General features: G+C 33.9%; 23 protein-coding genes and 1 tRNA gene. 17 read left to right on the plus strand and 7 right to left on the minus strand.

Annotated features, from left to right (window positions below; all coding sequences use genetic code 11):
• Positions 1-112 precede the first annotated feature (112 nt).
• The 3 genes from ACEN2N_RS16765 to ACEN2N_RS16775 are packed head-to-tail and all read left to right on the plus strand — an operon-like array spanning position 113 to position 2,611.
• Positions 113-610, plus strand: a complete 498-nt coding sequence (locus ACEN2N_RS16765; RefSeq protein WP_441825395.1) for an SRPBCC family protein — start codon at positions 113-115, stop codon at positions 608-610.
• Positions 611-1,300, plus strand: a complete 690-nt coding sequence (locus tag ACEN2N_RS16770) for an SDR family NAD(P)-dependent oxidoreductase (protein ID WP_441825396.1) — start codon at positions 611-613, stop codon at positions 1,298-1,300.
• Positions 1,301-2,611, plus strand: coding sequence for a cryptochrome/photolyase family protein (locus ACEN2N_RS16775; protein WP_441825397.1), 1,311 nt, complete (start codon positions 1,301-1,303; stop codon positions 2,609-2,611).
• A 1-nt stretch (position 2,612) separates the two neighbouring features.
• Here ACEN2N_RS16775 and ACEN2N_RS16780 read toward each other — a convergent pair whose 3' ends face one another.
• Entirely contained in the window at positions 2,613-3,662 is a 1,050-nt protein-coding gene (locus ACEN2N_RS16780) for a DUF6340 family protein (protein ID WP_441825398.1), read from the minus strand.
• Between the two features lie 259 nt (positions 3,663-3,921).
• Here ACEN2N_RS16780 and ACEN2N_RS16785 point away from each other — a divergent pair, with 259 nt between their 5' ends.
• From ACEN2N_RS16785 to ACEN2N_RS16795, 3 genes are all read left to right on the plus strand, one after another.
• Positions 3,922-5,349, plus strand: coding sequence for an amidohydrolase (locus ACEN2N_RS16785; RefSeq protein ID WP_441825399.1), 1,428 nt, complete (start codon positions 3,922-3,924; stop codon positions 5,347-5,349).
• Positions 5,350-5,431: 82 nt separating this feature from the next.
• A complete protein-coding gene (locus ACEN2N_RS16790) occupies positions 5,432-5,875 on the plus strand; it encodes a VOC family protein (protein WP_441825400.1) in 444 nt (147 codons plus the stop codon).
• 24 nt (positions 5,876-5,899) lie between these two features.
• A complete protein-coding gene (locus ACEN2N_RS16795; protein WP_441825401.1) occupies positions 5,900-6,898 on the plus strand; it encodes a pirin family protein in 999 nt (332 codons plus the stop codon).
• A 79-nt stretch (positions 6,899-6,977) separates the two neighbouring features.
• Here the strand turns inward: ACEN2N_RS16795 and murA are convergent, their stop codons facing one another.
• The 3 genes from murA to ACEN2N_RS16810 form a co-directional block, all read right to left on the minus strand.
• Positions 6,978-8,285: a UDP-N-acetylglucosamine 1-carboxyvinyltransferase gene (murA, locus tag ACEN2N_RS16800; protein WP_441825402.1), complete on the minus strand. Its 1,308-nt coding sequence runs from the start codon at positions 8,283-8,285 to the stop codon at positions 6,978-6,980.
• Between the two features lie 16 nt (positions 8,286-8,301).
• Positions 8,302-8,973: a DUF4290 domain-containing protein gene (locus ACEN2N_RS16805; protein ID WP_441825403.1), complete on the minus strand. Its 672-nt coding sequence runs from the start codon at positions 8,971-8,973 to the stop codon at positions 8,302-8,304.
• Between the two features lie 81 nt (positions 8,974-9,054).
• Positions 9,055-9,342: a DUF493 family protein gene (locus tag ACEN2N_RS16810; RefSeq protein ID WP_441825404.1), complete on the minus strand. Its 288-nt coding sequence runs from the start codon at positions 9,340-9,342 to the stop codon at positions 9,055-9,057.
• 87 nt (positions 9,343-9,429) lie between these two features.
• Here ACEN2N_RS16810 and ACEN2N_RS16815 point away from each other — a divergent pair, with 87 nt between their 5' ends.
• The 5 genes from ACEN2N_RS16815 (at position 9,430) to ACEN2N_RS16835 (ending at position 13,951) form a co-directional block, all read left to right on the plus strand.
• Entirely contained in the window at positions 9,430-9,999 is a 570-nt protein-coding gene (locus ACEN2N_RS16815) for an AAA family ATPase (protein WP_441825405.1), read from the plus strand.
• On the plus strand, positions 9,992-11,887 hold the full coding sequence (locus ACEN2N_RS16820) for a RecQ family ATP-dependent DNA helicase (RefSeq protein ID WP_441825406.1): 1,896 nt from the start codon (positions 9,992-9,994) through the stop codon (positions 11,885-11,887). Before ACEN2N_RS16815 ends, ACEN2N_RS16820 begins: the two co-directional genes overlap by 8 nt.
• A gap of 1 nt (position 11,888) precedes the next feature.
• A complete protein-coding gene (gene fmt, locus ACEN2N_RS16825; protein ID WP_441825407.1) occupies positions 11,889-12,833 on the plus strand; it encodes a methionyl-tRNA formyltransferase in 945 nt (314 codons plus the stop codon).
• 173 nt (positions 12,834-13,006) lie between these two features.
• Positions 13,007-13,279 carry an HU family DNA-binding protein gene (locus ACEN2N_RS16830; RefSeq protein ID WP_027066835.1) on the plus strand — a complete coding sequence of 91 codons (273 nt, stop codon included), beginning with the start codon at positions 13,007-13,009 and terminating at the stop codon, positions 13,277-13,279.
• A 111-nt stretch (positions 13,280-13,390) separates the two neighbouring features.
• A complete protein-coding gene (locus ACEN2N_RS16835; protein WP_133687416.1) occupies positions 13,391-13,951 on the plus strand; it encodes a YqgE/AlgH family protein in 561 nt (186 codons plus the stop codon).
• On the opposite strand, the gene ACEN2N_RS16840 is transcribed toward ACEN2N_RS16835, so the two are convergent.
• Both ACEN2N_RS16840 and ACEN2N_RS16845 read right to left on the minus strand, forming a co-directional pair.
• Positions 13,948-14,805, minus strand: coding sequence for an aminotransferase class IV (locus tag ACEN2N_RS16840; RefSeq protein WP_441825408.1), 858 nt, complete (start codon positions 14,803-14,805; stop codon positions 13,948-13,950). The genes ACEN2N_RS16835 and ACEN2N_RS16840 overlap by 4 nt on opposite strands.
• A 52-nt stretch (positions 14,806-14,857) precedes the next feature.
• The gene (locus tag ACEN2N_RS16845) at positions 14,858-15,241 is read right to left on the minus strand and encodes an START-like domain-containing protein (RefSeq protein ID WP_133687414.1); all 384 of its coding nucleotides are present in this window, start codon (positions 15,239-15,241) and stop codon (positions 14,858-14,860) included.
• Positions 15,242-15,379: 138 nt separating this feature from the next.
• Between ACEN2N_RS16845 and ACEN2N_RS16850 the strand changes: the two genes are divergently transcribed.
• Positions 15,380-15,453, plus strand: a tRNA-Met gene (locus ACEN2N_RS16850).
• 602 nt (positions 15,454-16,055) lie between these two features.
• Here the strand turns inward: ACEN2N_RS16850 and ACEN2N_RS16855 are convergent.
• Positions 16,056-16,835 carry a DUF481 domain-containing protein gene (locus ACEN2N_RS16855; RefSeq protein WP_441825409.1) on the minus strand — a complete coding sequence of 260 codons (780 nt, stop codon included), beginning with the start codon at positions 16,833-16,835 and terminating at the stop codon, positions 16,056-16,058.
• 526 nt (positions 16,836-17,361) lie between these two features.
• Here ACEN2N_RS16855 and ACEN2N_RS16860 point away from each other — a divergent pair.
• From ACEN2N_RS16860 to ACEN2N_RS16880, 5 genes are all read left to right on the plus strand, one after another.
• Positions 17,362-18,531 (plus strand): DUF3095 family protein, encoded by a 1,170-nt coding sequence (locus ACEN2N_RS16860; protein ID WP_441825410.1) that lies wholly within the window; start codon positions 17,362-17,364, stop codon positions 18,529-18,531.
• Positions 18,532-18,658: 127 nt separating this feature from the next.
• Positions 18,659-19,003: a hypothetical protein gene (locus ACEN2N_RS16865; RefSeq protein ID WP_441825411.1), complete on the plus strand. Its 345-nt coding sequence runs from the start codon at positions 18,659-18,661 to the stop codon at positions 19,001-19,003.
• A 2-nt stretch (positions 19,004-19,005) separates the two neighbouring features.
• A complete protein-coding gene (locus ACEN2N_RS16870) occupies positions 19,006-19,164 on the plus strand; it encodes a lmo0937 family membrane protein (protein WP_441825412.1) in 159 nt (52 codons plus the stop codon).
• Between the two features lie 97 nt (positions 19,165-19,261).
• The gene (locus ACEN2N_RS16875; RefSeq protein WP_441825413.1) at positions 19,262-20,899 is read left to right on the plus strand and encodes an ABC-F family ATP-binding cassette domain-containing protein; all 1,638 of its coding nucleotides are present in this window, start codon (positions 19,262-19,264) and stop codon (positions 20,897-20,899) included.
• Between the two features lie 152 nt (positions 20,900-21,051).
• Positions 21,052-21,969, plus strand: coding sequence for an alpha/beta hydrolase (locus ACEN2N_RS16880; RefSeq protein WP_441825414.1), 918 nt, complete (start codon positions 21,052-21,054; stop codon positions 21,967-21,969).
• Positions 21,970-22,228 lie beyond the last annotated feature (259 nt).

The raw sequence follows: 22,228 nt of genomic DNA on the forward strand, positions 1-22,228 counted from the left end.
TTTAATCGATAAAGTTAATTTTTAAGTTAATAGTTAAACAATTTTAAAATTGTTTAACTATTTTTGGATTCTGTTAGACATTTACAAATTACAGCATTGACCATAAATTTCTATGAAATTATATCAACTACATTCACAACAAGCCTTACCAATTTCTAAGCAAGAAGCTTGGGAGTTTTTGTCTGACCCAGCAAATTTAAAGGTTATTACCCCAGAACGTATGGGGTTTCATATTCTATCTGGTGCAGATAGGGCAATGTTTCCTGGGCAAATAATACAATATAAGGTATCTCCTTTTCCAGGATACACTACAAAATGGGTCACCGAAATAACCCATGTTGATGAAGGCAATTATTTTGTTGACGAGCAACGATTTGGACCATATGCTTTATGGCATCACAAACACTTTATCAAAGAAATTGATGAGGGCGTAATCATGGAAGACATTATAGATTATAAAATTCCATTGGGAATTTTAGGTCAATTAGCACATCCTATCATTGTAAAAAAACAGCTGATGGAAATTTTTAAATTCCGTGAGCAAAAATTAAAGGATCTATTCGGAATTATACCTAACATTCCTAATCAACTTCAACTTAAATCATTTTAAATGAAAAATATACTATTAATTGGCGGATCTCATGGTATTGGGTTATCCATGGTAAAAGAATTGCAAGAAACGAATCATTTATTTGTTGCTTCTCGTACCGATGAAGCCTTGCAGCATAAAAATATAACTCATATTAAATTCGACGTTACGACCGACGAACTTGATATTTCTCAACTACCTGAAACAATTGATGGCTTTGTATATTGCCCCGGTAGCATAAATCTAAAGCCATTTAAAATGATGTCATTAGACACCATAAAAGATGATATGGAACTCAATTTCTTTGCTATGGTTAAAATAGTGAAAGGCATAATTTCATTGATGAATGACGGATCAAGTATGGTCTTTTTTAGTACGATTGCAGTAGGTACGGGCATGCCGTTTCACACTAGTGTAGCAGCGGCCAAAGGAGCTATAGAAGGTTTTGCAAAATCGATGGCGGCAGAGTATGCACCTAAAATTCGAGTTAATGTTATAGCACCATCTTTGGTAGATACACCATTAGCGAAGAGACTATTAAACAATGATAAAAAACGTGAAATGATGAGCGATCGTCACCCATTAAAAAGAGTCGGAAACCCTGAAGACATTGCACATGCAGCAGTCTTTCTACTAAGTGATAAGAGTACTTGGATGACCGGACAAATTATTGGCGTAGATGGTGGACTCTCAACTTTAAACGTTAACTAAATGTCTAAAAAAGTATCTATATTTTGGTTTAGAAGAGATTTAAGATTAGACGACAATGTCGGCTTTCTTGAAGCTTTAAAAGGTGACTACCCAGTACTGCCTATTTTTATATTTGATAAAGAAATACTTTCAAAATTACCGAAAGATGATGCAAGACTTACGTTTATACATGAGACTTTGCAAAACATGCGAAATCAATTACAAGAAGAAAATGATAGCTCTTTAGCTATGTATTTTGGTAAACCTATAGATATTTTAAAAAATCTGACCCAAGAATACGAGATTAAGTCTGTATTTACGAATAGAGATTATGAACCGTATGCAAAAGAAAGAGACGAAAAAATTGCAAGTTTCTTAAAGGAAAAATCCATAGAATTTAAAACATTCAAAGACCAAGTTATTTTTGAGAAATCAGAGATTGTTAAAGGTGATGGAGAGCCGTATGTGGTTTATACACCTTATAAGAATAAATGGCAAGAGCAATTTAGTGCCGATAAAGATTTGGTCATTCACTATACTAGCCAGTATTTAGCTAATTTGATTAGAAATACTCGATTACCAAATCTATCATTGAGCGATATTGGTTTTGAGAAATCTAAAATAGTCGTGCCTGAATATGATGTTACCCCTACTTTGATTGACAATTATGAAGATACACGTAATTTTCCAGCAAAAGAGAATGGAACATCTCATCTAGGTCCGCATTTACGTTTTGGCACTGTATCGGTTCGTAAAATGATGAAAAAAGCCATTGCTGAAAATAACAAGGTCTTTTGGAGTGAGTTGATATGGCGAGAATTTTTTATGACTATTTTATATCACTTTCCACATACGGTAGATAATGCTTTTAGATCAAAATATGACCGTATAGAATGGCGTAATAATGAAGATGAGTTCGAGAAGTGGAAAACTGGCACCACAGGATATCTTTTAGTAGATGCCGGTATGCGCGAACTAAATGAGACTGGTTATATGCATAATCGTGTACGTATGTTGGTAGCAAGTTTTTTATGCAAACACCTTTTAATAGATTGGCGATGGGGAGAAACCTATTTTGCTGAAAAGTTGCTAGATTATGAAATGAGCTCAAATGTTGGCAATTGGCAATGGGCAGCAGGCAGTGGCGTTGATGCTGCTCCCTATTTTAGAATTTTCAACCCCATGACCCAAGTCGATAAGTTCGACAAGAACAAAGAATACATAAAAACCTGGATTAAAGAATTTGGCACCGACAAATACCCAGAAAAAATGGTGGACCACAAAATGGCTAGAGAACGCTGTTTAACAACTTATAAAGAAGCTGTTAGCTAAACTATTTCGATAACTGACGATTTAGCTCTTGCTGATTAACAACTCTTCTTTTTAGCATATTTATATAACGTAATGCGTCTTTATTTTCGTAGTCTGTATAGGCTTTAGAAGCATATTCTATTGCCTTGTTCAGATTGCCGTTTATTTCATTACTAATTGCCATATTGTAATAAGCTCTACCAGCAACTTTACTTTTTGTATTGTTTAAATCGGCATTCCATAAATCTGCGGCACCGTCCCAATCGCCAGCTTTTGCGCGTCTGTCGGCAATTTCTAAATTATTACTTCCTTTTATAAAATAATCTCTGGCAATACGAATCTTTTCTGGTCTTGTAAAAAGCGCATAATTTGCACCTAATTTAGAACTAACACTTAGAACAGCCTCTTTTCTACCAATAACGGCTTCTAATGCCTTAGCAGGATTGATTCCCTCACCTGAAGAAAATATTCTGTCATTAGAAACGAACTCATCGATAATAGTTCTATTAGACGGGTCATAAATTCTCCATCCATTTTTTATAGCGGTATTTAGTTTAATTCTATGTCCCGGTACATTGGCATCAATTCCTAGATTATTAGGAATTTTAACCGTTGTCAACTCATAGTCAACAGCGGTATCGGTATCATAAAATTCTAGTGAAAATAGAACGTCCACATCATTATCCTTACAAATTCTATCAACAATTTCCCAAGAGATTTCTGATGGAAAAATACTTAATCCTTTTTCTATATCTTTTTGATTATCAATTACTTTAACAGCATCAAATCGATTACTACGTTCTAATTCATATTTGAGTCCCGTAACGGCATTTTGAGCACCTTCTTTATCCAAATTAAGACCTTCTAAAGATAAAATCTTATCAATATTATCTATAACCTTGTTTTTTTCAGAAGCACTACTTCTATTTACAATACCTATGTTAATTACATCATTTGGTATTGGTACTTGAGCAGGTTGGGTTATACCCATCGTCATTCTATTGGTAGAACTACATGCCATTATTGAAAAAAATGCAGAGGTCAACAATACTTTATAGGCTAAATTTTTCATAATTAGAATTTTTTTAAAACATTGGGATTTGGCTAATAACGAAAAATGGGGCATTAAATTATATATTTTACAAATTAGGGAAACCATAAATTTAGAATTCGAACCCTATGACCAGTATTTAGCTATTGTACGATATACACAACCAGAGCCATCATTTAAGAAGTGATATTAAGCGTTTAAATTTGGTATATTTACTAGGACTTTAATCAAAGGTTTAACACTGCTAATGATTAGAGAACTAACAACCAAAACTACTAATATGAAAAAAACGTTATTATTGGTGCTCTGCTTGTGCATGAGTGCTTCAGTTTTTTCTCAGAAAATGAGCAAAGACAAAAACTTAATCATCGCTTCTGTCGAAAATCACAAAGAAGAACTTATTAAAATCAGCGATTCTATATGGGCGCTTGCTGAAACTGCATTTGATGAAACTGAATCTTCAAGAATTTTAGCAGATTACGCAGAAAAGAACGGAATGACAGTTACTAGAGGTGTTGCCGATATTCCAACAGCTTTTACCGCAACATATGGTTCTGGCAGCCCTGTAATCAGTATTTTGGGTGAGTTTGATGCCCTACCGGGAATTTCTCAAAAAACGTCACCTGTAAAAGAACCATTTAAAGAAGGAGCTGCAGGTCATGGTTGCGGTCATAATATGTTCGGTACTGCAAGTCTTGGATCTGCAATTGCGATTAAAGAACTAATGGATGCTGGTAAAATAAAAGGCACCGTAAAATTTTTGGGCACACCAGCTGAAGAAAAGTACTTTGCAAAAGTATGGATGGTAAAAGCTGGGTTATGGGATGACGTTGATGTCAATGTTAGCTGGCATCCATCTGCAGGTATTGAAGCAGATGTACAAAGCGGATTATCACTTATTGATTTTGTAGTTGAGTTTTACGGTCAGGCGGCACATGCCTCTATGGATCCTTGGAACGGTCGTAGCGCATCTGATGCTTTAGAATTATACACAACAGGCATCAACTATTACAGAGAGCATATTTTACCCTCTTCTAGAATTCATTACCACATACAAGATGGTGGTCAGGTTGTAAACGTTGTACCAGATTATGCTAAACTTTGGGTGCGTGTTAGAGACCCTAAAAGATCAAATATGTTACCAACTTATGAACGTGTAAAAGCTATGGCAGAAGGCGCCGCTATTATGGCGAACGTAGAGTATAAAATTTCGTTGGTATCAGGTATTTACGAAACATTGGTTAACCGCTCTGGCGGAGAAATCATGCAAAATAATTTAGAGTTATTAGGTCCGATTACCTATACTGAAGAAGAAACTGTTTTTGGTAAAGCAATTCAAAAAGCAACCGGTAAACCAGAAGTTGGTTTTGATGGTACGGTACACCCTTTAAGAGAAACATTAGAAAACCCTGGTGGTGGTTCAACAGATGTTGGCGATGTAAGCTGGAATGTACCTAATATTAATTTAGGTGTTTCTGTAGCTCCTACAGGCACACCTTGGCATTCTTGGGCAGTTGTTGCCTGCGGGGGAATGTCTATTGGACATAAAGGAATGATTCATGCTTCTAAAGCAATGGGGATGACGATGTTGGACTTATTTCAAAATCCGAAATTAGTTACCAAGGTAAAAGAGGAGTTCAAAACCCGAAAAGGTGATGAAGTTTATGAGCCAATGATCGATGGTCCACCACCATTAGATGGAGAATAAAACATTAATAAAAAGAAGCTATCTTAACAGATGGCTTCTTTCATTTTTAAGTAACTTGAACCACCTAACTTAAACAACAACAATGAAAAAACTCATCGCATTATTAATTTTAATCACTGGTACATTTTCCTCGGCACAATCATTTGATTTTCAATATGACCATTACTCGGTAATTGTAAAAGATTTAGATAAAGTAGGTGCATTTTACAAAGATGTTCTCAACCTAAAAGAAATTCCCCACCCTTCTGCCCCATCGGGTTTTAAGTGGTTTATAATTCAGGGAAATTCACAATTACATTTAATAGGCAAAGATAGCGTGGCTATGGAACACAGTAAAAGTGTACACCTTTGCTTGGCCACACAGAAATTAGATGAATTATTAGCTTCTCTTGAAGAACAAAATATCACGTATTGGGATTGGCCAGGAAAAGAAAATACTGTAACCCTAAGAGCAGACGGAGTAAGACAGATATATCTAAAAGACCCAGAAAATAATTGGGTCGAGATCAATGACGCAGTACATTAAAATAAGAATAATCGACACATACTTATGCATAGCGCAATAAAGCAAATTTTTCAATTAGGTTTCCCATGGCAAACGCAAGACCCATTTCTGTTCTGCGTATATCATCTAGACCATTACCCTAAAGGAAATGGTGAATTAGGCCCTGATACTTCTTTAGAAGGAAGAAACCTAGGAAACGATTTTCAAATTAAAGACGGGTACAGAATGTATCATGGAACTACGATACCCGGATTCCCCGCGCATCCGCATCGCGGATTTGAAACAATAACAATAGTGAACAAAGGGTATTGTGATCACTCTGATTCATTAGGTGCCGCAGGACGATTTGGAGAAGGAGATGTTCAATGGATGACTGCTGGTAGTGGTGTACAACATTCAGAAATGTTTCCGCTTATTCACACCGATAAAGAAAACACTTTAGAGCTGTTTCAAATATGGTTGAATCTACCCGCAAAAAGCAAATTTGTAGATCCACACTTCAAAATGCTTTGGCATGAAGATATTCCGGTATTAAAATTAAAGCAATCCACAGTAAAGATTATCGCTGGCAGTTTTGGTTCTGAACAAGCATTAGCACCGGCACCAGATTCATGGGCATCAGATACTGAAAACAATGTCGCGATCTGGAATATAAAAATTGAAGCTAATGGCGTTATTACTTTACCAAAAGCGAATGAAGGTTCAACCCGAACCATTTATTTTTATGATGGGCATTCTTTAGAAATCTTGAGTGAAACAATAACTCCCAATCATGGTATTGACGTAGTGGCATCTGAAGAAATTATATTGAAAGCTATTAAAAAAGAAGCTAGTATTCTAGTACTACAAGGTAAACCTATTGATGAGCCAGTTGCAAAATACGGTCCGTTTGTAATGAATACCGATAAAGAACTACAGAATGCCATGAATGAATTTAGAACTACGCAGTTTGGTGGTTGGCCGTGGAGACATCCTGATCATGTGCATGACATACAGCGAGGTCGTTTTGCCAAATATCCAGATGGTACAGTAATAGAAAAGTAATTTCAAATAGTATAAAAGTAAAAACTCCATAATAAGGTAAACCTAATTATGGAGTTTTTTATATCTGATAAACAACTGCTTAAACCCTAACGATTTTAGCACCTATTGCACGTAATCTTTCATCAATATTCTCGTAACCACGATCTATTTGTTCAATATTGTGGATAGTAGAAGTACCTTTTGCCGATAATGCGGCAATTAATAATGAAACGCCAGCTCTAATATCTGGCGATGTCATTGTAGTCGCTTTAAGAGTAGATTTAAAATCATGACCTATTACTGTTGCTCTGTGTGGATCGCAAAGAATAACTTTTGCACCCATATCTAACAATTTATCCACAAAGAATAAACGGCTTTCAAACATCTTTTGATGTATCAAAACTTCTCCTCTAGATTGCGTAGCAACAACTAAAATGATGCTCAATAAATCAGGTGTCATTCCTGGCCAAGGTGCATCTGCGATGGTTAAAATTGAACCATCGATGTAGTTTTGAATTTCGTATCCGTCTTTATGAGCAGGAATGTAAATGTCATCTCCTTTTCGTTCTAGCGTAATACCTAGTTTACCGAATACAGTTGGTATTTGACCTAAATCGTCCCAACTAACATCTTTAATAGTTAATTCACTTTTAGTCATAGCAGCCAAACCGATCCAGCTACCAATTTCGATCATATCAGGTAACATACGGTGATCCGTACCACCTAATTTATCTACACCATCAATAACCAATAAATTAGAACCAACACCAGTAATTTTGGCGCCCATTCTTATTAACATTTTACAAAGTTGCTGTAAATAAGGTTCACAGGCCGCATTGTAAATAGTAGTTTGCCCTTCAGCTAAAACCGCTGCCATAACAATATTTGCAGTTCCGGTAACGGAAGCTTCATCAAGCAACATGTACGTACCTTTCAACTTATCTGCTTCAACACCGTAGAAATATTCTTCGCGGTTGTAGCGAAATTTGGCGCCTAGTTTAATAAAACCTTCGAAGTGTGTATCTAAACGTCTACGACCAATTTTATCGCCACCAGGTTTAGGTATATACCCCTTACCAAAACGTGCTAATAAGGGCCCCACCAACATAATAGAGCCTCTTAAACCTCTACCATCTTCTTTAAATTGATCTGATTGTAAATAATCTAGATTAACATCGTCTGCCTTAAAAGTATAAGAGCCTTTGCCTTTCTTCTGAATTTTTACACCTAAATCTTCTAAAAGCGATATCAATTTATTGACATCAACAATATCTGGTATATTGTTGATTGTAACTTTTTCGTCTGTAAGTAGTACTGCGCAAAGTATTTGAAGTGCTTCGTTCTTTGCTCCTTGAGGTGTTATTTCACCAGATAACTGATGCCCTCCTTCAATTTTGAATGTCCCCATCTAGAGAAGTGGAAATTTAATACCGCTTTTTACTGCGGTTATTATTATTATTATTATTATTTCTTTGATTTTTCTTTCCTGTATTACTCGAACGAGGCGTTTTAGCAATTCGATTTTTAAGAAATTGTCCGCTATCGGTCAAACTCTCATCTTCGGCAGCTAAATCTATACGACCATCGCTTAATTCGAATAAATGCTTAAAAATAGCGCTATCATCAACGACATCTTTATTCCAATTCAAATAGCATTTTTTCATGTGATTGGCAATCGCATATTCTAAACCAGAACGCTTATCACCTTTCTCCCAATCTACGGCAACATCGATCATACGCTTAATGTTATTACCATAAAAACGATATTTAGGAAAGTTTTGAGGATACTCTAAAGCATCAGGTCTCTTTCTTAATATCTCTTTAGAAGTAATTGGAAATGGTGAATCTACATCTAGTTTAAAATCAGCCATTATAAATAACTGATCCCAAAGTTTATGCTGAAAATCGGGTACATCGCGCAAATGGGGCTGTATATTTCCCATTACACTTATGATTGCTTGCGCAACTTTATTTCTTTCTTCACGGTCTTCAATTGATATCGCATGGTTCACCATTTTTTGAAAATGACGACCATATTCGGGTATAATCAAATGTTCACGCTCTGTATTATATTCTAGGTTTTCTACTAATTGCAAATTGAAAATTTTAGCTTAATGTATTTGAGAAGTATTCTTATAACGATGCCAAATTAATAAAATTATAGATGAAATGCTATTTTACAAGGAGATAACACCCTCTATTTCGCCTACTTTTTTATATTTTTCTATTACCTCATCCGGACTAGACAAGTTTACAGTTATAGAAATACTGGTATATTTACCATTTTTCGATTTTTTTAAATTGATAACCGCACCAGTATTGTCAAAGATAGAATTGATTTTATCAATTTTATCTGTATGCGTCTCTACAATAAATTTATACAGATAGTCAGATGGCCATTTTGATGTTTCAGTTAATTGTTCCTTTAATTTCTTATAAAATTCAACTGGGTTATTTTCGTCCATAACTAGTGTTTTATGCAAAGATAAGCGTAATGTACCAGTTTTTTAATACTGTTGGTTTATGTACTTTTGCTTTCATAAATGATGAGTTTGAAAAGCAAGAGAATAGTTGTTACAGGCGGTCCAGGAACCGGAAAAACGGTATTGATATCATCACTTGAAGAAAATGGCTATCACTGTTTTCACGAAGTGATCAGAACCATGACTTTAGATGCATTGGGTGATGTATCTTTAGATGATAAATTAGTAAACCCTATTGATTTCGTTAAAGATGCAAAAAGCTTTAATGATGATTTGATCAATGCCCGTTTGCAACATTTTATTAATGGTCAGCAAATAGGTAAGGAAAATTTGTTTTACGATCGCGGGCTACCTGATGTTATCGCATATATGAATTATTTTAATCAGCCTACAGAAAAAAAGTATGCTGATTTATGTATGGAGAATAGATATGACGAAGTTTTGATTTTACCACCTTGGAAAGAAATCTACGTTCAAGACAACGAACGAATGGAGAACTTTGAACAGGCATGTGGTATTCATGAGCAACTTGAAAATACCTATATTGAGTTAGGATATCGACCAATTGAAGTGCCTTTTGGTACTATAGAAAATCGTTTACAATTTGTAGTAGATTTTATAAAAAAAGCGGGTGAATAATACACCAAAAGAAATTTTATCTAAATATTGGGGTTTTGACAGCTTTAGAGGCTCTCAAGAAGAAATCATCAACGCCATATCTAACGGTCAAGATGTTTTAGGTTTATTACCCACAGGAGGTGGAAAATCGTTATGCTTTCAAGTACCGGCATTGATGAAAGACGGTATTTGCATCGTCATTTCTCCTTTAGTTGCTTTAATAGAAAACCAGGTAGACAACCTTCAAAAACTAGGCATTAAAGCCATAGGTCTAAAAGGCGGACTCAAATTTACCGAAGTAGATAAACTATTGGATAATTGTATTTATGGTAATTATAAATTTCTTTATTTATCACCAGAACGTTTACAACAAGAACTGGTTCAAGAACGCATAAAAGCCATGAACGTTTCTATGTTCGTTATAGACGAGGCACATTGTATTTCTCAATGGGGTCACGATTTTAGACCAGCCTATTTAAGCTGCTCAATCTTAAGAGAACTACACCCTACACCACCAATGGTAGCTTTAACGGCAACGGCAACAAAAAGAGTTAGCGAAGACATCATTTCTTCATTAGATTTAAATTATCCATTCGTAGTAAAAGACTCTTTTTTTAGAAAAAATATAGGTTTTGAGATTATACAGACAGAAGATAAAAATGGACATCTAAAACACTATTGCCAACAAATTCAACACAGTGCTATTGTATATGTCAGAAGCAGAAGAAAAGCAGAAGAACTTTCTAAATATTTACTAAAGAATAATTTAAAAGCAACTTTTTATCATGGTGGTGTTGATCAAAAAACAAAGACCGAACGGTTAAATCTTTGGTTAGATGATAAACTAGCTATTATGGTTGCCACCAATGCTTTTGGTATGGGCATAGACAAACCAGATGTAGAGTTGGTAGTTCATTATCAAATACCAGATAGTGTAGAGAATTACTTTCAAGAAGCAGGTAGAGCAGGTAGAAATGGTGATTTTGCAAAAGCCATCCTCTTAACGAATACTACTGATAAGGTTCTAGTAAAAAAGCAATTCGTTGAAATTTTACCAGATGTAGCGTATGTAAAAATGATTTACCGAAAGTTGAATACATTTTTTCAAATAGGGTACGGAGAGTTTACCGAAGCCAAATTCCATCTTAACTTTAATGAATTTTGTAGTATTTATAAGTTAAATACCTTTTTAACCTATAATGCTTTACAGCTCTTAGATCGCAATTCGGTGATTTCTCTCTCTGAAAATTTCTCAAAGAAAATAACCATCAAGTTCATAACAGATAATGATACCCTATACAGATATATAGATAAAAATTCTAAACTTGCTGATTTCATTAAAGTTGTATTACGCACCTATGGCGGACTCTTTGAATTCGACACTCAAATAAATACCTATCTACTATCTAAAAAAATATCTTTATCAGAATCTGTAATACATCAAAACTTTGAGCAACTTTCAAAAGATGAAATCATTGAATACACCAGTGTTTCTAGCGATTTAGAAATCGTTTTTTTGGTACCACGAGATGATGACCGTACCATTAATATGTTCGCAAAAAATATTGAGGAACAAAATCAACTCAAAATTGATAAGGTGGCAATGATGTTGAACTTTATTGAAAATGACACCTTGTGCAGAAGTATACAGTTATTGAGTTATTTCGGTGAAGTTCAAGAAAAAGAATGTGGAATTTGCGATGTATGTATCAGCCAGAAGTTAGGTAATACAGATGTTGTACATGCCAAAATAAAGATTATACAATATTTAAAAAAGAACGATGCAAGTTCTCGAGAAATACAAACAAAATTAAATATTGCCCAAACTATAGTTATTGCTGCAATACAAGAATTATTAGAGGACAATTACATAACATTAAACAGTATAAACGAATACCAACTATTATAATATGGAAGCATTGAGAATTGTATTTATGGGAACCCCCGATTTTGCTGTAGGCATTTTAGATATGCTTGTAAAAAAGGAATATACTATAGTAGGTGTTATTACAGCTCCAGACCGACCTGCAGGTAGAGGGAGAAAGCTGAACGAATCTGCCGTTAAAAAATATGCAGTAGAAAATGACCTTACAGTATTACAACCAACCAATTTAAAAGACACTGATTTTTTAAGAACCCTAAAATCTTTAAATGCTAATTTACAAATTGTAGTGGCCTTTAGAATGTTGCCGAAACTTGTCTGGGATATGCCAAAATACGGAACCTTTAACCTGCATGCATCTCTTTTGCCACAATACCGAGGTGCCGCACCTATTAATTGGGCCATTATAAATGGAGAGACAAAAACCGGCGTCACCACATTCTTTATTGATGAGAAGATTGATACAGGTGCCATAATAATGCAAGATGAAACTAGCATTAAAAAAACTGATAATGCCGAAGACTTACATGATAGACTAATGCACTTAGGGGCTAAAACAGTAATTAAAACAGTAGCAAGAATTCAAGAAGGAAATTTTGAAACAACAAAACAGCTAAATTCCGACTTAAAAGTTGCACATAAACTATTTAAAGAAACATGTGAAATAGATTGGAGAAAGTCTAAAGAAGATATATACAACTTTATAAGAGGTTTGAGTCCGTATCCTGCAGCATGGACAACTTTGATAAACGGAGACCAAACGATAATTACCAAGATTTACAAGGCCAATGTAGAAGACGAAAAACATAAACTAACAACCGGAACTCTGATTTTTACTAAAAAAGAGATGAAAGTTGCAGTACAAGGTGGTTACATAAATCTCGATGAAATACAACTTCAAGGCAAGAAAAGAATGCTTGTAAGAGATCTGTTGAACGGCCTTAATTTGGAGAAAAATGCTAAAATGGGGTAAACCCCCGTCGTTATTGGGCTGCGAGAAACGTAAAAAAAAACCTACTTTATCAACAAACACGCTGAGTTATCAACAAAATAAGGGATTTCCCCTTGTTTTACTTGTGTTGCTCAGAAATCCATATAAATTTGTTAGTAGGTATAAATTATTTAATCACAATTAATTATCACATTATGAACAAAACAGAATTGATCGATGCAATGGCAGCTGACGCTGGCATCACAAAAGCTGCGGCTAAAAAGTCATTGGAATCTTTCTTGGGGAATGTTGAGAATTCTCTTAAAAAAGGAGATAGAATTTCTTTAGTAGGTTTCGGTTCTTGGTCCGTATCTAAAAGAAATGCAAGAGAAGGTAGAAATCCATCAACTGGAAAAACTATCCAAATTGCTGCTAAAAATGTAGTAAAGTTTAAAGCTGGTGCTGATTTAGGTAAAGCTGTAAACTAATTTTACACAGATAAATTTATTAAAAGCGCCTTAATAGGCGCTTTTTTTATTTATATGTTTTTGCATTTAAGAGGATTTGTCTTACTTTAGGTATATAATCATACGATATTTATGATCGCATTAAAGCCAACTAAAGGAAAATTATTAATTGCCGAACCTTCGCTAACAGGCGATGTTTCTTTCAATAGGTCTGTCGTATTGTTAGCCGAACATAGCAATGATGGCTCTGTTGGTTTTATTTTAAACAAACCACTAGAATACCAAATAAATGAATTGGTAACAGAAATTGAATTACCATTTCAGGTTTATAATGGTGGCCCCGTTGAGCAAGACAATTTATACTTCATACATAAAGTGCCGCACTTAATAGATAATAGTGTTGAAATCTCTGATGGTATTTACTGGGGCGGTGATTTTGAAACTACCGTAGAACTTATCAATAAAGAGATAATTTCTGAAGATGATATTCGATTCTTTCTTGGCTATTCTGGTTGGTCTTCTTTACAATTAGATGAAGAACTGACCTCAAAATCGTGGATCGTTGTTGAAAACGAGCATGAAAGTAGAATTATTCAAAAAGCTGCAAAAGCAATTTGGAAAGAGAATATGATACAACTAGGTGGTGACTATCTACTTTGGTCTAATGCTCCAGAAAACCCTAGCCTAAATTAGGCACTGGTACTTAAAGACATTCTAGCAGCAGCATTTAATTTACCTATTAATTGTTTAGCCGTAGAGTTTACAAAATCTTTCTTTCGATATTTTGTAATAGAAACAATACCTTCAATATTATTTACTAGGAATAACTCATCTGCTTTTTGAAGCTCAAAAGGAGATATACTTTCTTCTAGAAATTCAAAATCATTAAGTTTTGAAACCATATCAATGAGCTTCTTTCTTAGAATACTATTGATACAACCATCTGTTACAGGGGCTGTTTTAATCTGATTACCTTTTACAACGAACAAATTACCATTTAGAGCCTCTATAACCTGCTTTCTCTCATTGAGCAACAAACAATCTTGATAATCATTTTCTTGAGCGTAGATAGCACCTACTACATTAATAATCTTGTTATTGGTATCTAAATTAGAGAGCATGCTAGAATTCTTATAGAAATCTTTAAAAAGCTCTACTTCGTAAGGTTCTTCGTTTAGAATATAAAACGGACTAGCCAATAAACTACTCGTTATAAAATAAGAAATACTGTTATCAGAATTAGAAAAATCATTTCCACTATTTCTAAAAACGGTAAATTTTATTTGTTTCGCTTCTTTTAATTCAATTTCAGAAAATAATTTAAGAATTTCTTCCTCCATGAATTCCATGGTAAATTTCATTGGTATTTCCATTCTAAGAATACGCATTGAAGACATCAGACGTAAATAATGGTCTTCTAGAAAAATAATATCACCATTAACCACACGTAATTCTTCAAAAACGACATCACCAAGCTGCACTCCCCTATTCTTTTCGTTTAAAAAAGAAGTATTCTCCTCAAGAAGTTCTCCATTAAAATTGAACATAAAAAAAGCCTTAAAAAATTAAGGCTCAAAGATACTGTAAATAAGGGTATTTCTATGACGAACCCAAAACCTGTTTCAAATCAGATACTTGGTTCGTCCAAAGCATTTTAGACTCCTCAACTTCATCATCTTCGGCAAAATCGGTTATAAATAATGAAACATCTTTAGTGATTTCATCAACAATTATTTTCATCTCAAAAAAGCTATCATCATCTGCCTCTTCCCAAGAAAACCGAACGAATTCATCAGTTTTTCTTTTTAACAACTTAGCTTCTTCTTCAGCTCCGTCCCATATAAATGTAAATTTCTCACCTCTAGAATTCACATTATCTGCAAACCATTCTGACAGTCCAGATGGGGTTGCCAGGTATTGATATAACATTTGTGGTGAAGACTGAATTACAAACTCTATTTCAAATTTTATTTTATCGCTCATGTTCATGCTACTTTATTGCGGGCAATATATATATTTCTAAATGATAAAAAAATAAATGTTGAGTATTATTTTTTTCATCAAGTTTTGTTGAAGAACAAATAAATTACCACTATATTTGCAGCCGTTTAAAAATAATATGGCGAGGTAGCTCAGTTGGTTAGAGCGTCGGATTCATAACCCGGAGGTCGGGGGATCGTGCCCCCCTCTCGCTACATAATAAAAGGCACAGTATAAACGGTTTAGCGAAAGTTAGACCGTTTTTTTATGCTCAAGTTTTACATACCAATACAATTGAACACGAAAGTGAACACGATTTAGAACATAATCTGTCTTGAAAAGAACCTTAATCAACTTCTAAAATCTGTGCAACACAGGTTGATTTTCTGAAATTTTAAACGAAAAAAGTAGGTACTAGAATTATTTACGAGTAAATCCAATTCAAGATGAACCCCAAAATCCATTTTAATTAAAGAATTATTTGAAAAATTTATAGTCGCATTTAAGAATAATGCAGATTACACCTATTTATTTTATGCATCGTTTTATTTGTTCTTGTCTAGGTTTAAAAAAAATTGGGTAATAGACCCTGACAATTCATAGACGTAAATGAAATTGGGTAGTTTTTGGGTAATAAGAATTCAGAATTGAAAAAGAGATAATTTATGTATTCGCTTTCTTGGTAAGTTTATTTGGTTTCATCGTGGGTATGATTTAAATAAATTCTATCCAAAACGCTACAAGTATTATTAATAATACATGTTATAAATTGATTGATTTAAAATAGAATAAGAATAGTAAAGCACTCTAATTCTTTCTATAAATTCAACGTTAGCCCAAAGCTTACATTAGATGAACGGTTATCTTCTAAAACAGAACTAAAGTTGATTACGGAGTAATTGTAAAGTGCAGAAAAGCTAATTCGTTTTGTTAAAGGCATTTCTGCTTTAAATTGACTTAGAATTCTATGGTTACTTATATTCTTGTACAGTGGCTGAAAATAAAAAGTACCGGTAATATCTATATTGTATTTTTTGAAATTCTGATTTAAAGAGATATAACTACTATTTCTATGGTTATAAAATTTTTGCTCAGAATCTATAACAGATTCAATTTCATAAATGTAAGAGTTACCGAAATAGGCAAGAGATCCATTTTTAGAAAACATTTTTAGACGTAAACCAACACCTAATAAATTTCTTTCGGATATGGTTAGCTTTTGATTATTCTGATTCTGAATAAAGGCTTCTAAACGTACTAGTTCAGTTAATTTGTGATTGAACCTGGCATGTAAAAAATATGAATTCTGAAAATCTTCATCTTTAGAACGTATGAGATTGACATTCCCTATTAAGAAGTAAATACTATTCAGATTTTTAGACTTAAACTGTGTTGCAACGTTTGAACTTACTTGAAGTATATATTCACCATTGTTATCGGTATAATTGAAAAGTAAATCACTACTTAAAACAAACCGCAAAGAGTCGGTATGCATACGTTTAGATTCTATATTCACCAATTGGGCCTTTACGGTAAAACCAATTACAAATATCGAAATACAACAGATAGATTTGATAAAATTCAACGGTAGTTTCATGAAAAATGATACTTAATAAGCTTTAGTAAATCCTTCAAAATATAATTTGCAAAACTATTGCTAAATAGGTTCTAAGAAAAGCTTTAAGAAATATCAGTTATTTTTTATAAACTAATGAGATTTGATTTATTCATACCCCATCCATTAAACACATATAAATAATACAGGTGAATTAAAAATTATACCCTAAGCTAAATACAAATCGATTACCGTCATCATCATGATAAAATCCTAAATTACCTGTTAGTGCATTAAAACCAGATATCTACACCGATCCGCCATAGTCGTTATGCTATTTGGTATCACTGTCATTTTCTAACCACACGCTAACATAATCAAAACCGGCACTTACACCCATTAGTATAGGTATAAAATTTGTTATAAACCTGGTTACGACCAATCTAAGGTCTGAACTTTGCTAATTAGCAATTAAAAACTTCTAAACCGCACACACATTTTCAATTTTCATTAAATACGAGAATAAACTTGTAATTTCACTGAGAAAATGCGACTTGCTAATTAGCGAATGAAAAATACCAAATTTTATACTGATCTAAAGAAGTTTAAAAAACCACTGGTAGATTTACTAGAAAAAGAAACTGCCTTTACAGATGTGCCACTTTCATGGCATGTGGTCGTTGTTGATATACAAAACTCTACCCAGGCAGTACAAGATGGCAATCATCACCAGGTAAACTTAACTGCTACCGGCAGTATTATTTCAGTATTGAACACCGTTCGCAAATTTAAACACTATGTAGAAATCCCTTATTTCTTTGGTGGTGATGGCGCAACTTTTTTATTACCAACTGCACTACTTAACAATGTAATCGAGGTACTAAACAATTATAGCGTACATATTAAAAGAAAAACCAATTTGGTATTAAGGGTAGGCCATGTGTCTGTTAACCATCTTGTATCGCATAATTGTCATCTTAAAATAGCAAAACACCAACTTACAGAAAGGCTGACCATACCCATAATATTGGGTAACGGTCTACATAAAGCTGAAAAGATTATAAAATCGAATTTTATAGCACCCACTATCTTGAACGTTAATAAAAAACTTTTGAACTTAGAAGGTATGGAGTGCAGATGGGAAGAAGTGAACCCAGGGCAAAATCAAGCTAAGGTGATTTGTTTATTATTAAAGGCAAACGAAGAAGAATTTCAAAGAGACAGCTATAGAGCCATTTTAATGAAGATGGATGATATTTTCGGAACCTTTACCGAAAGGCAACCCATTAAAAGTGAACGTCTAAAATTAGATGCCAGCCTTTATAAAATATGGGAAGAAATGCGCGTAAGACTTGCAGATAAAAATTGGTCCTACTTCATTAAAAACTGGATTCTAACCAATATCGGTCGTGTATATTTTAGCCTCTCTAAAAGCGGAAAGCAATATCTAAAACAAGTTGGTCAATTATCACATTCATTTATGTTAGATGGTATGATCAATACCATTTTTACTGCTGAACAAGATAAAATAGATGTGTTTACAGACTATTTAGACCAACTAGAAAGCGAACATAAAATAGTATACGGTATTCATGTTACGCATGCCTCTGTTATGTCTTGTTACGTATTGGATAGAAAAACTAGCCATTCTCATTTCGTTGATGGTACCGAAGGCGGGTACACATCTGCAGCAAAAATGTTTAAAATTAAAATGAAGGCACTTCGTAGCGCATTCTAACTGCAACAAGTTTATGTACCTATTCAAAAACAGATTTTTTACGGTCAATTAAACTAATATTAGAGCAAATCTTACACTGCTCATCTTGCTACCTTGTCATCATTAAGAATATTAAAACATTCACAAGATGATTACAGAAGATAAAAGCATAAATAAATTAAAGACTACAGGAGGCCTACAAAACGACGTTCCTCAAAATAAAGGAATATCTCAAAACGATGACTTAAATGAAACCATAGGTGAACCTGTTAATAATGGCGGAGTAGCTACATCTACATATGATATACATTTAGAAAAGCAGTGGTTGGCGGTACGAGATGAATATTTGGCGAATTTTCCTGAAACACAAGATATAGATGATAACGGAGAGCTCGACGGTGTTGAAACCTTAATAAGCGCTATTGCAAAAAGAAGACAAAAATCTGAACAAGAGATTCACGATGAAATAATGAACTGGACCATCAATAAATAAGCATGAAAAATATAGTATACTTTTTAGTCGCCGCATTGGTCATAAGTTGGGTATTGGGTTTTGTAGTTTTTAAAGTTATGGGAGCGCTAGTTCACCTACTTCTTTTATTGGCAGTAGTACTGTTAATTTACAATTGGTTAAGCAATAAGACCAGTAAATAAATAAATAGTTTTTTGGTTAGAACGGCTATAACTTTTTCATGCAGTTAGTAACAAGCACCACAACTTATTACTAGTTTTGCATTTTTAAATATATAGCATGATTTCAGTAGATAACCTAGCCGTAGAATTCAGTGGCACTACATTATTCAGTGACGTATCTTTTGTCATAAACCCAACCGATAAAATAGCCCTAATGGGTAAAAACGGAGCGGGTAAATCTACCATGATGAAAATTATCGCTGGCGAGCAAAAAGGCACACGAGGTAATGTTCGTGTACCTAAAGATGCTGTTATCGCGTATTTACCCCAACATTTGTTGACCGAAGATAACTGCACTGTTTTTGAGGAGGCTGCCAAGGCATTTAAGCATGTTTTTAGCATGCGAGATGAAATGGACAAACTGAACAAAGAATTAGAAACTAGAACAGACTATGAAAGTGATGCCTATATGAGCATCATCGAAAAAGTATCTGATCTTGGTGAAAAATATTATGCCCTAGATGAAGTCAATTATGATGCTGAAGTAGAGAAGGCATTAAAAGGTTTAGGTTTTAGGCAAGAAGATTTTACCAGACAGACCAATGAGTTTAGTGGTGGTTGGCGAATGCGTATAGAATTGGCTAAAATTCTATTACAAAAACCAGATTTAATTCTGTTAGATGAGCCTACAAATCATATAGATATAGAATCAGTTATTTGGTTAGAAGATTTTTTGTTGAATAAAGCAAATGCTGTTATGGTGATTTCTCACGATAGAGCATTCATCGACAATATTACCAACCGTACCATAGAAGTAACTATGGGGCGCATTTATGATTATAAGGCAAACTACAGCCACTACCTACAATTACGGGAAGACCGCAGATCACATCAAGTAAAAGCCTACCAAGAACAGCAAAAATTCATAGCCGATAATATGGCTTTCATAGAGCGATTTAAAGGCACATACTCTAAAACAAATCAAGTAACATCGCGAGAGCGTATGTTAGAAAAGCTTGAAATTATAGAGATAGATGAAATAGATACATCTTCATTAAAATTACGTTTTCCACCAGCACCGCGTTCAGGCGATTACCCTGTTACGGTTAAAGATGTGTCAAAATCTTATGATGAACATGTGGTTTTTAAAGATGCCAATATGTCTATTGCAAGAGGAGAAAAAGTCTCTTTCGTTGGAAGAAACGGAGAAGGGAAATCTACTATGATTAAAGCAATATTAGGCGAAATTTCTGTTGAGGGCACTTGCCAACTAGGTCATAATGTTAAAGTAGGTTACTTTGCCCAGAATCAAGCCTCACTCTTAGACCCCGAGCTTACTATCTTCCAAACAGTAGATGAAGTTGCCTTTGGCGATATTCGTAACCAGATTAAAAACATTTTAGGTCGCTTTATGTTCAGTGGCGATGATATCGATAAAAAGGTAAGCATGCTTTCTGGTGGAGAAAAAACCCGATTGGCGATGGTTAAACTACTTCTAGAACCTGTAAACCTTTTGATATTAGATGAGCCGACCAACCACTTAGATCTTAAATCTAAAGATGTACTTAAAGAAGCCTTATCAACGTATGATGGTACACTGATATTAGTTTCTCATGATCGCGATTTCTTACAAGGCTTATCGCAAAAAGTGTTTGAATTTAAAGAACAACGCGTTATTGAGCATTTCGAAACTATTGACGCTTTCTTAGAGCGAAATAGAATAAAAAGCATTGCCGAAATTAATTTGATGAAGTAAATTTTCCATCCTTTTTCATAAATAACCAAATTGGTGATATATAAAAAATATATGTAACATATGTTTTATATATATCATATTAGCAGGATATATAACATATGTTATATATTTAATTGTTAGCTGTAATTACTAAAATAAACTAATCATAAATAATGAATAAATTTTCATCAATACTCATCATTGTTATAATAGCAATGTCTTGTAGTAACGGAAACCAAAAAAATAAGGCAATAGGTGATAAAATAAATAGTAATAATGAAGTGATTTCTGATAACGAAACAAAGAAATTAACATCATTTGAAATAAAAGGTACAGAAGTTCATCAAATTCAATCAACAACAAATCAAAAACATTATGAATTATACGTTAAGCTACCTAAATCGTATGTATCAAGTTCAGATAAAAAATATCCAATATTGGTACTTACAGATTCAGATTACGCTTTTCCATTAGTTACTAGTATAAGCAAACGGGTTAAAACAGAAGAATTCATAATAGTTGGAATATCCTATTCCAAAGGAGATTCGCCTGGAGTTAGTAGGACTAGAGATTATATGCCAACAAATTCCCCTAATGAAGAGAGAGGTCATTCTAAAGAATCTAGATTAGCTTCAGGAAAAGCAGATGATTTTATTGCATTTATCAAGAAAGATGTATTCTCATTTTTAGAAAATACGTACAGGACAAATATGTCGAAAAAAGTGTTTTCTGGACATTCTTTTGGCGGGTTACTTGCAAGTTATATTTTGGTAACTACCCCTAACTTATTTGAGTATTACTTAATCGGAAGCCCTTCATTTTGGTATGATAATTACTGTATAAATAACTTTGAAGAAAAGTATTCAAAAGCCAATACTAACTTGAGAGCAAATGTTTTTTTAAGCATTGGAGAAAAAGAGAAAAATAACAATTCAGATATGGTGTCTGAAATGTTGACTTTTGAACAAAGGTTACTATCAAGGAACTACTCAGATTTAAAAATAAAATCATCAATAATCCCAGATGAAGACCACCTTACTGTTTATCCAAGTTTTATAACAAAAGGAATTTTATTTGCATTTGAAAAATAAAAAACAACAGCTAACAAGGGCTATAATTAATACGGGTTTTGATGCTTAACCCAAAGTTTGGGCATATTTATAAAGTCCGCCAAATCTTTTGATTTGGCTTTACAGAGAAAAAGATAAAACAAAATAAAAAGTTTTGGCTAAGTACTTAATCGAAAATTCAGTAATTTAAATTCCCGTACTAACCATAGTGTGCCGAGCAAGCAACGAGCGGCAAAATACTTGTTGTGAACTGTAATTAAGATGGTGGAACCGACCCACC

It is taken from the genome of Maribacter spongiicola (genome assembly GCF_052119685.1).
GTDB lineage: Bacteria > Bacteroidota > Bacteroidia > Flavobacteriales > Flavobacteriaceae > Maribacter > Maribacter spongiicola_A.

Bases quoted from the DNA above. Each gene is read 5' to 3' on its own strand.
- ACEN2N_RS16870 (WP_441825412.1), top strand. From the start codon at position 19,006: ATGAAAAATATAGTATACTTTTTAGTCGCCGCATTGGTCATAAGTTGG.
- ACEN2N_RS16855 (WP_441825409.1), bottom strand. From the start codon at position 16,835: ATGAAACTACCGTTGAATTTTATCAAATCTATCTGTTGTATTTCGATA.
- fmt (WP_441825407.1), top strand. From the start codon at position 11,889: ATGGAAGCATTGAGAATTGTATTTATGGGAACCCCCGATTTTGCTGTA.
- ACEN2N_RS16810 (WP_441825404.1), bottom strand. From the start codon at position 9,342: ATGGACGAAAATAACCCAGTTGAATTTTATAAGAAATTAAAGGAACAA.
- ACEN2N_RS16770 (WP_441825396.1), top strand. From the start codon at position 611: ATGAAAAATATACTATTAATTGGCGGATCTCATGGTATTGGGTTATCC.
- ACEN2N_RS16875 (WP_441825413.1), top strand. From the start codon at position 19,262: ATGATTTCAGTAGATAACCTAGCCGTAGAATTCAGTGGCACTACATTA.
- ACEN2N_RS16795 (WP_441825401.1), top strand. From the start codon at position 5,900: ATGCATAGCGCAATAAAGCAAATTTTTCAATTAGGTTTCCCATGGCAA.
- ACEN2N_RS16775 (WP_441825397.1), top strand. From the start codon at position 1,301: ATGTCTAAAAAAGTATCTATATTTTGGTTTAGAAGAGATTTAAGATTA.
- murA (WP_441825402.1), bottom strand. From the start codon at position 8,285: ATGGGGACATTCAAAATTGAAGGAGGGCATCAGTTATCTGGTGAAATA.
- ACEN2N_RS16840 (WP_441825408.1), bottom strand. From the start codon at position 14,805: ATGTTCAATTTTAATGGAGAACTTCTTGAGGAGAATACTTCTTTTTTA.
- ACEN2N_RS16845 (WP_133687414.1), bottom strand. From the start codon at position 15,241: ATGAGCGATAAAATAAAATTTGAAATAGAGTTTGTAATTCAGTCTTCA.
- ACEN2N_RS16830 (WP_027066835.1), top strand. From the start codon at position 13,007: ATGAACAAAACAGAATTGATCGATGCAATGGCAGCTGACGCTGGCATC.
- ACEN2N_RS16785 (WP_441825399.1), top strand. From the start codon at position 3,922: ATGAAAAAAACGTTATTATTGGTGCTCTGCTTGTGCATGAGTGCTTCA.
- ACEN2N_RS16790 (WP_441825400.1), top strand. From the start codon at position 5,432: ATGAAAAAACTCATCGCATTATTAATTTTAATCACTGGTACATTTTCC.
- ACEN2N_RS16780 (WP_441825398.1), bottom strand. From the start codon at position 3,662: ATGAAAAATTTAGCCTATAAAGTATTGTTGACCTCTGCATTTTTTTCA.
- ACEN2N_RS16860 (WP_441825410.1), top strand. From the start codon at position 17,362: ATGAAAAATACCAAATTTTATACTGATCTAAAGAAGTTTAAAAAACCA.
- ACEN2N_RS16765 (WP_441825395.1), top strand. From the start codon at position 113: ATGAAATTATATCAACTACATTCACAACAAGCCTTACCAATTTCTAAG.
- ACEN2N_RS16865 (WP_441825411.1), top strand. From the start codon at position 18,659: ATGATTACAGAAGATAAAAGCATAAATAAATTAAAGACTACAGGAGGC.
- ACEN2N_RS16880 (WP_441825414.1), top strand. From the start codon at position 21,052: ATGAATAAATTTTCATCAATACTCATCATTGTTATAATAGCAATGTCT.
- ACEN2N_RS16835 (WP_133687416.1), top strand. From the start codon at position 13,391: ATGATCGCATTAAAGCCAACTAAAGGAAAATTATTAATTGCCGAACCT.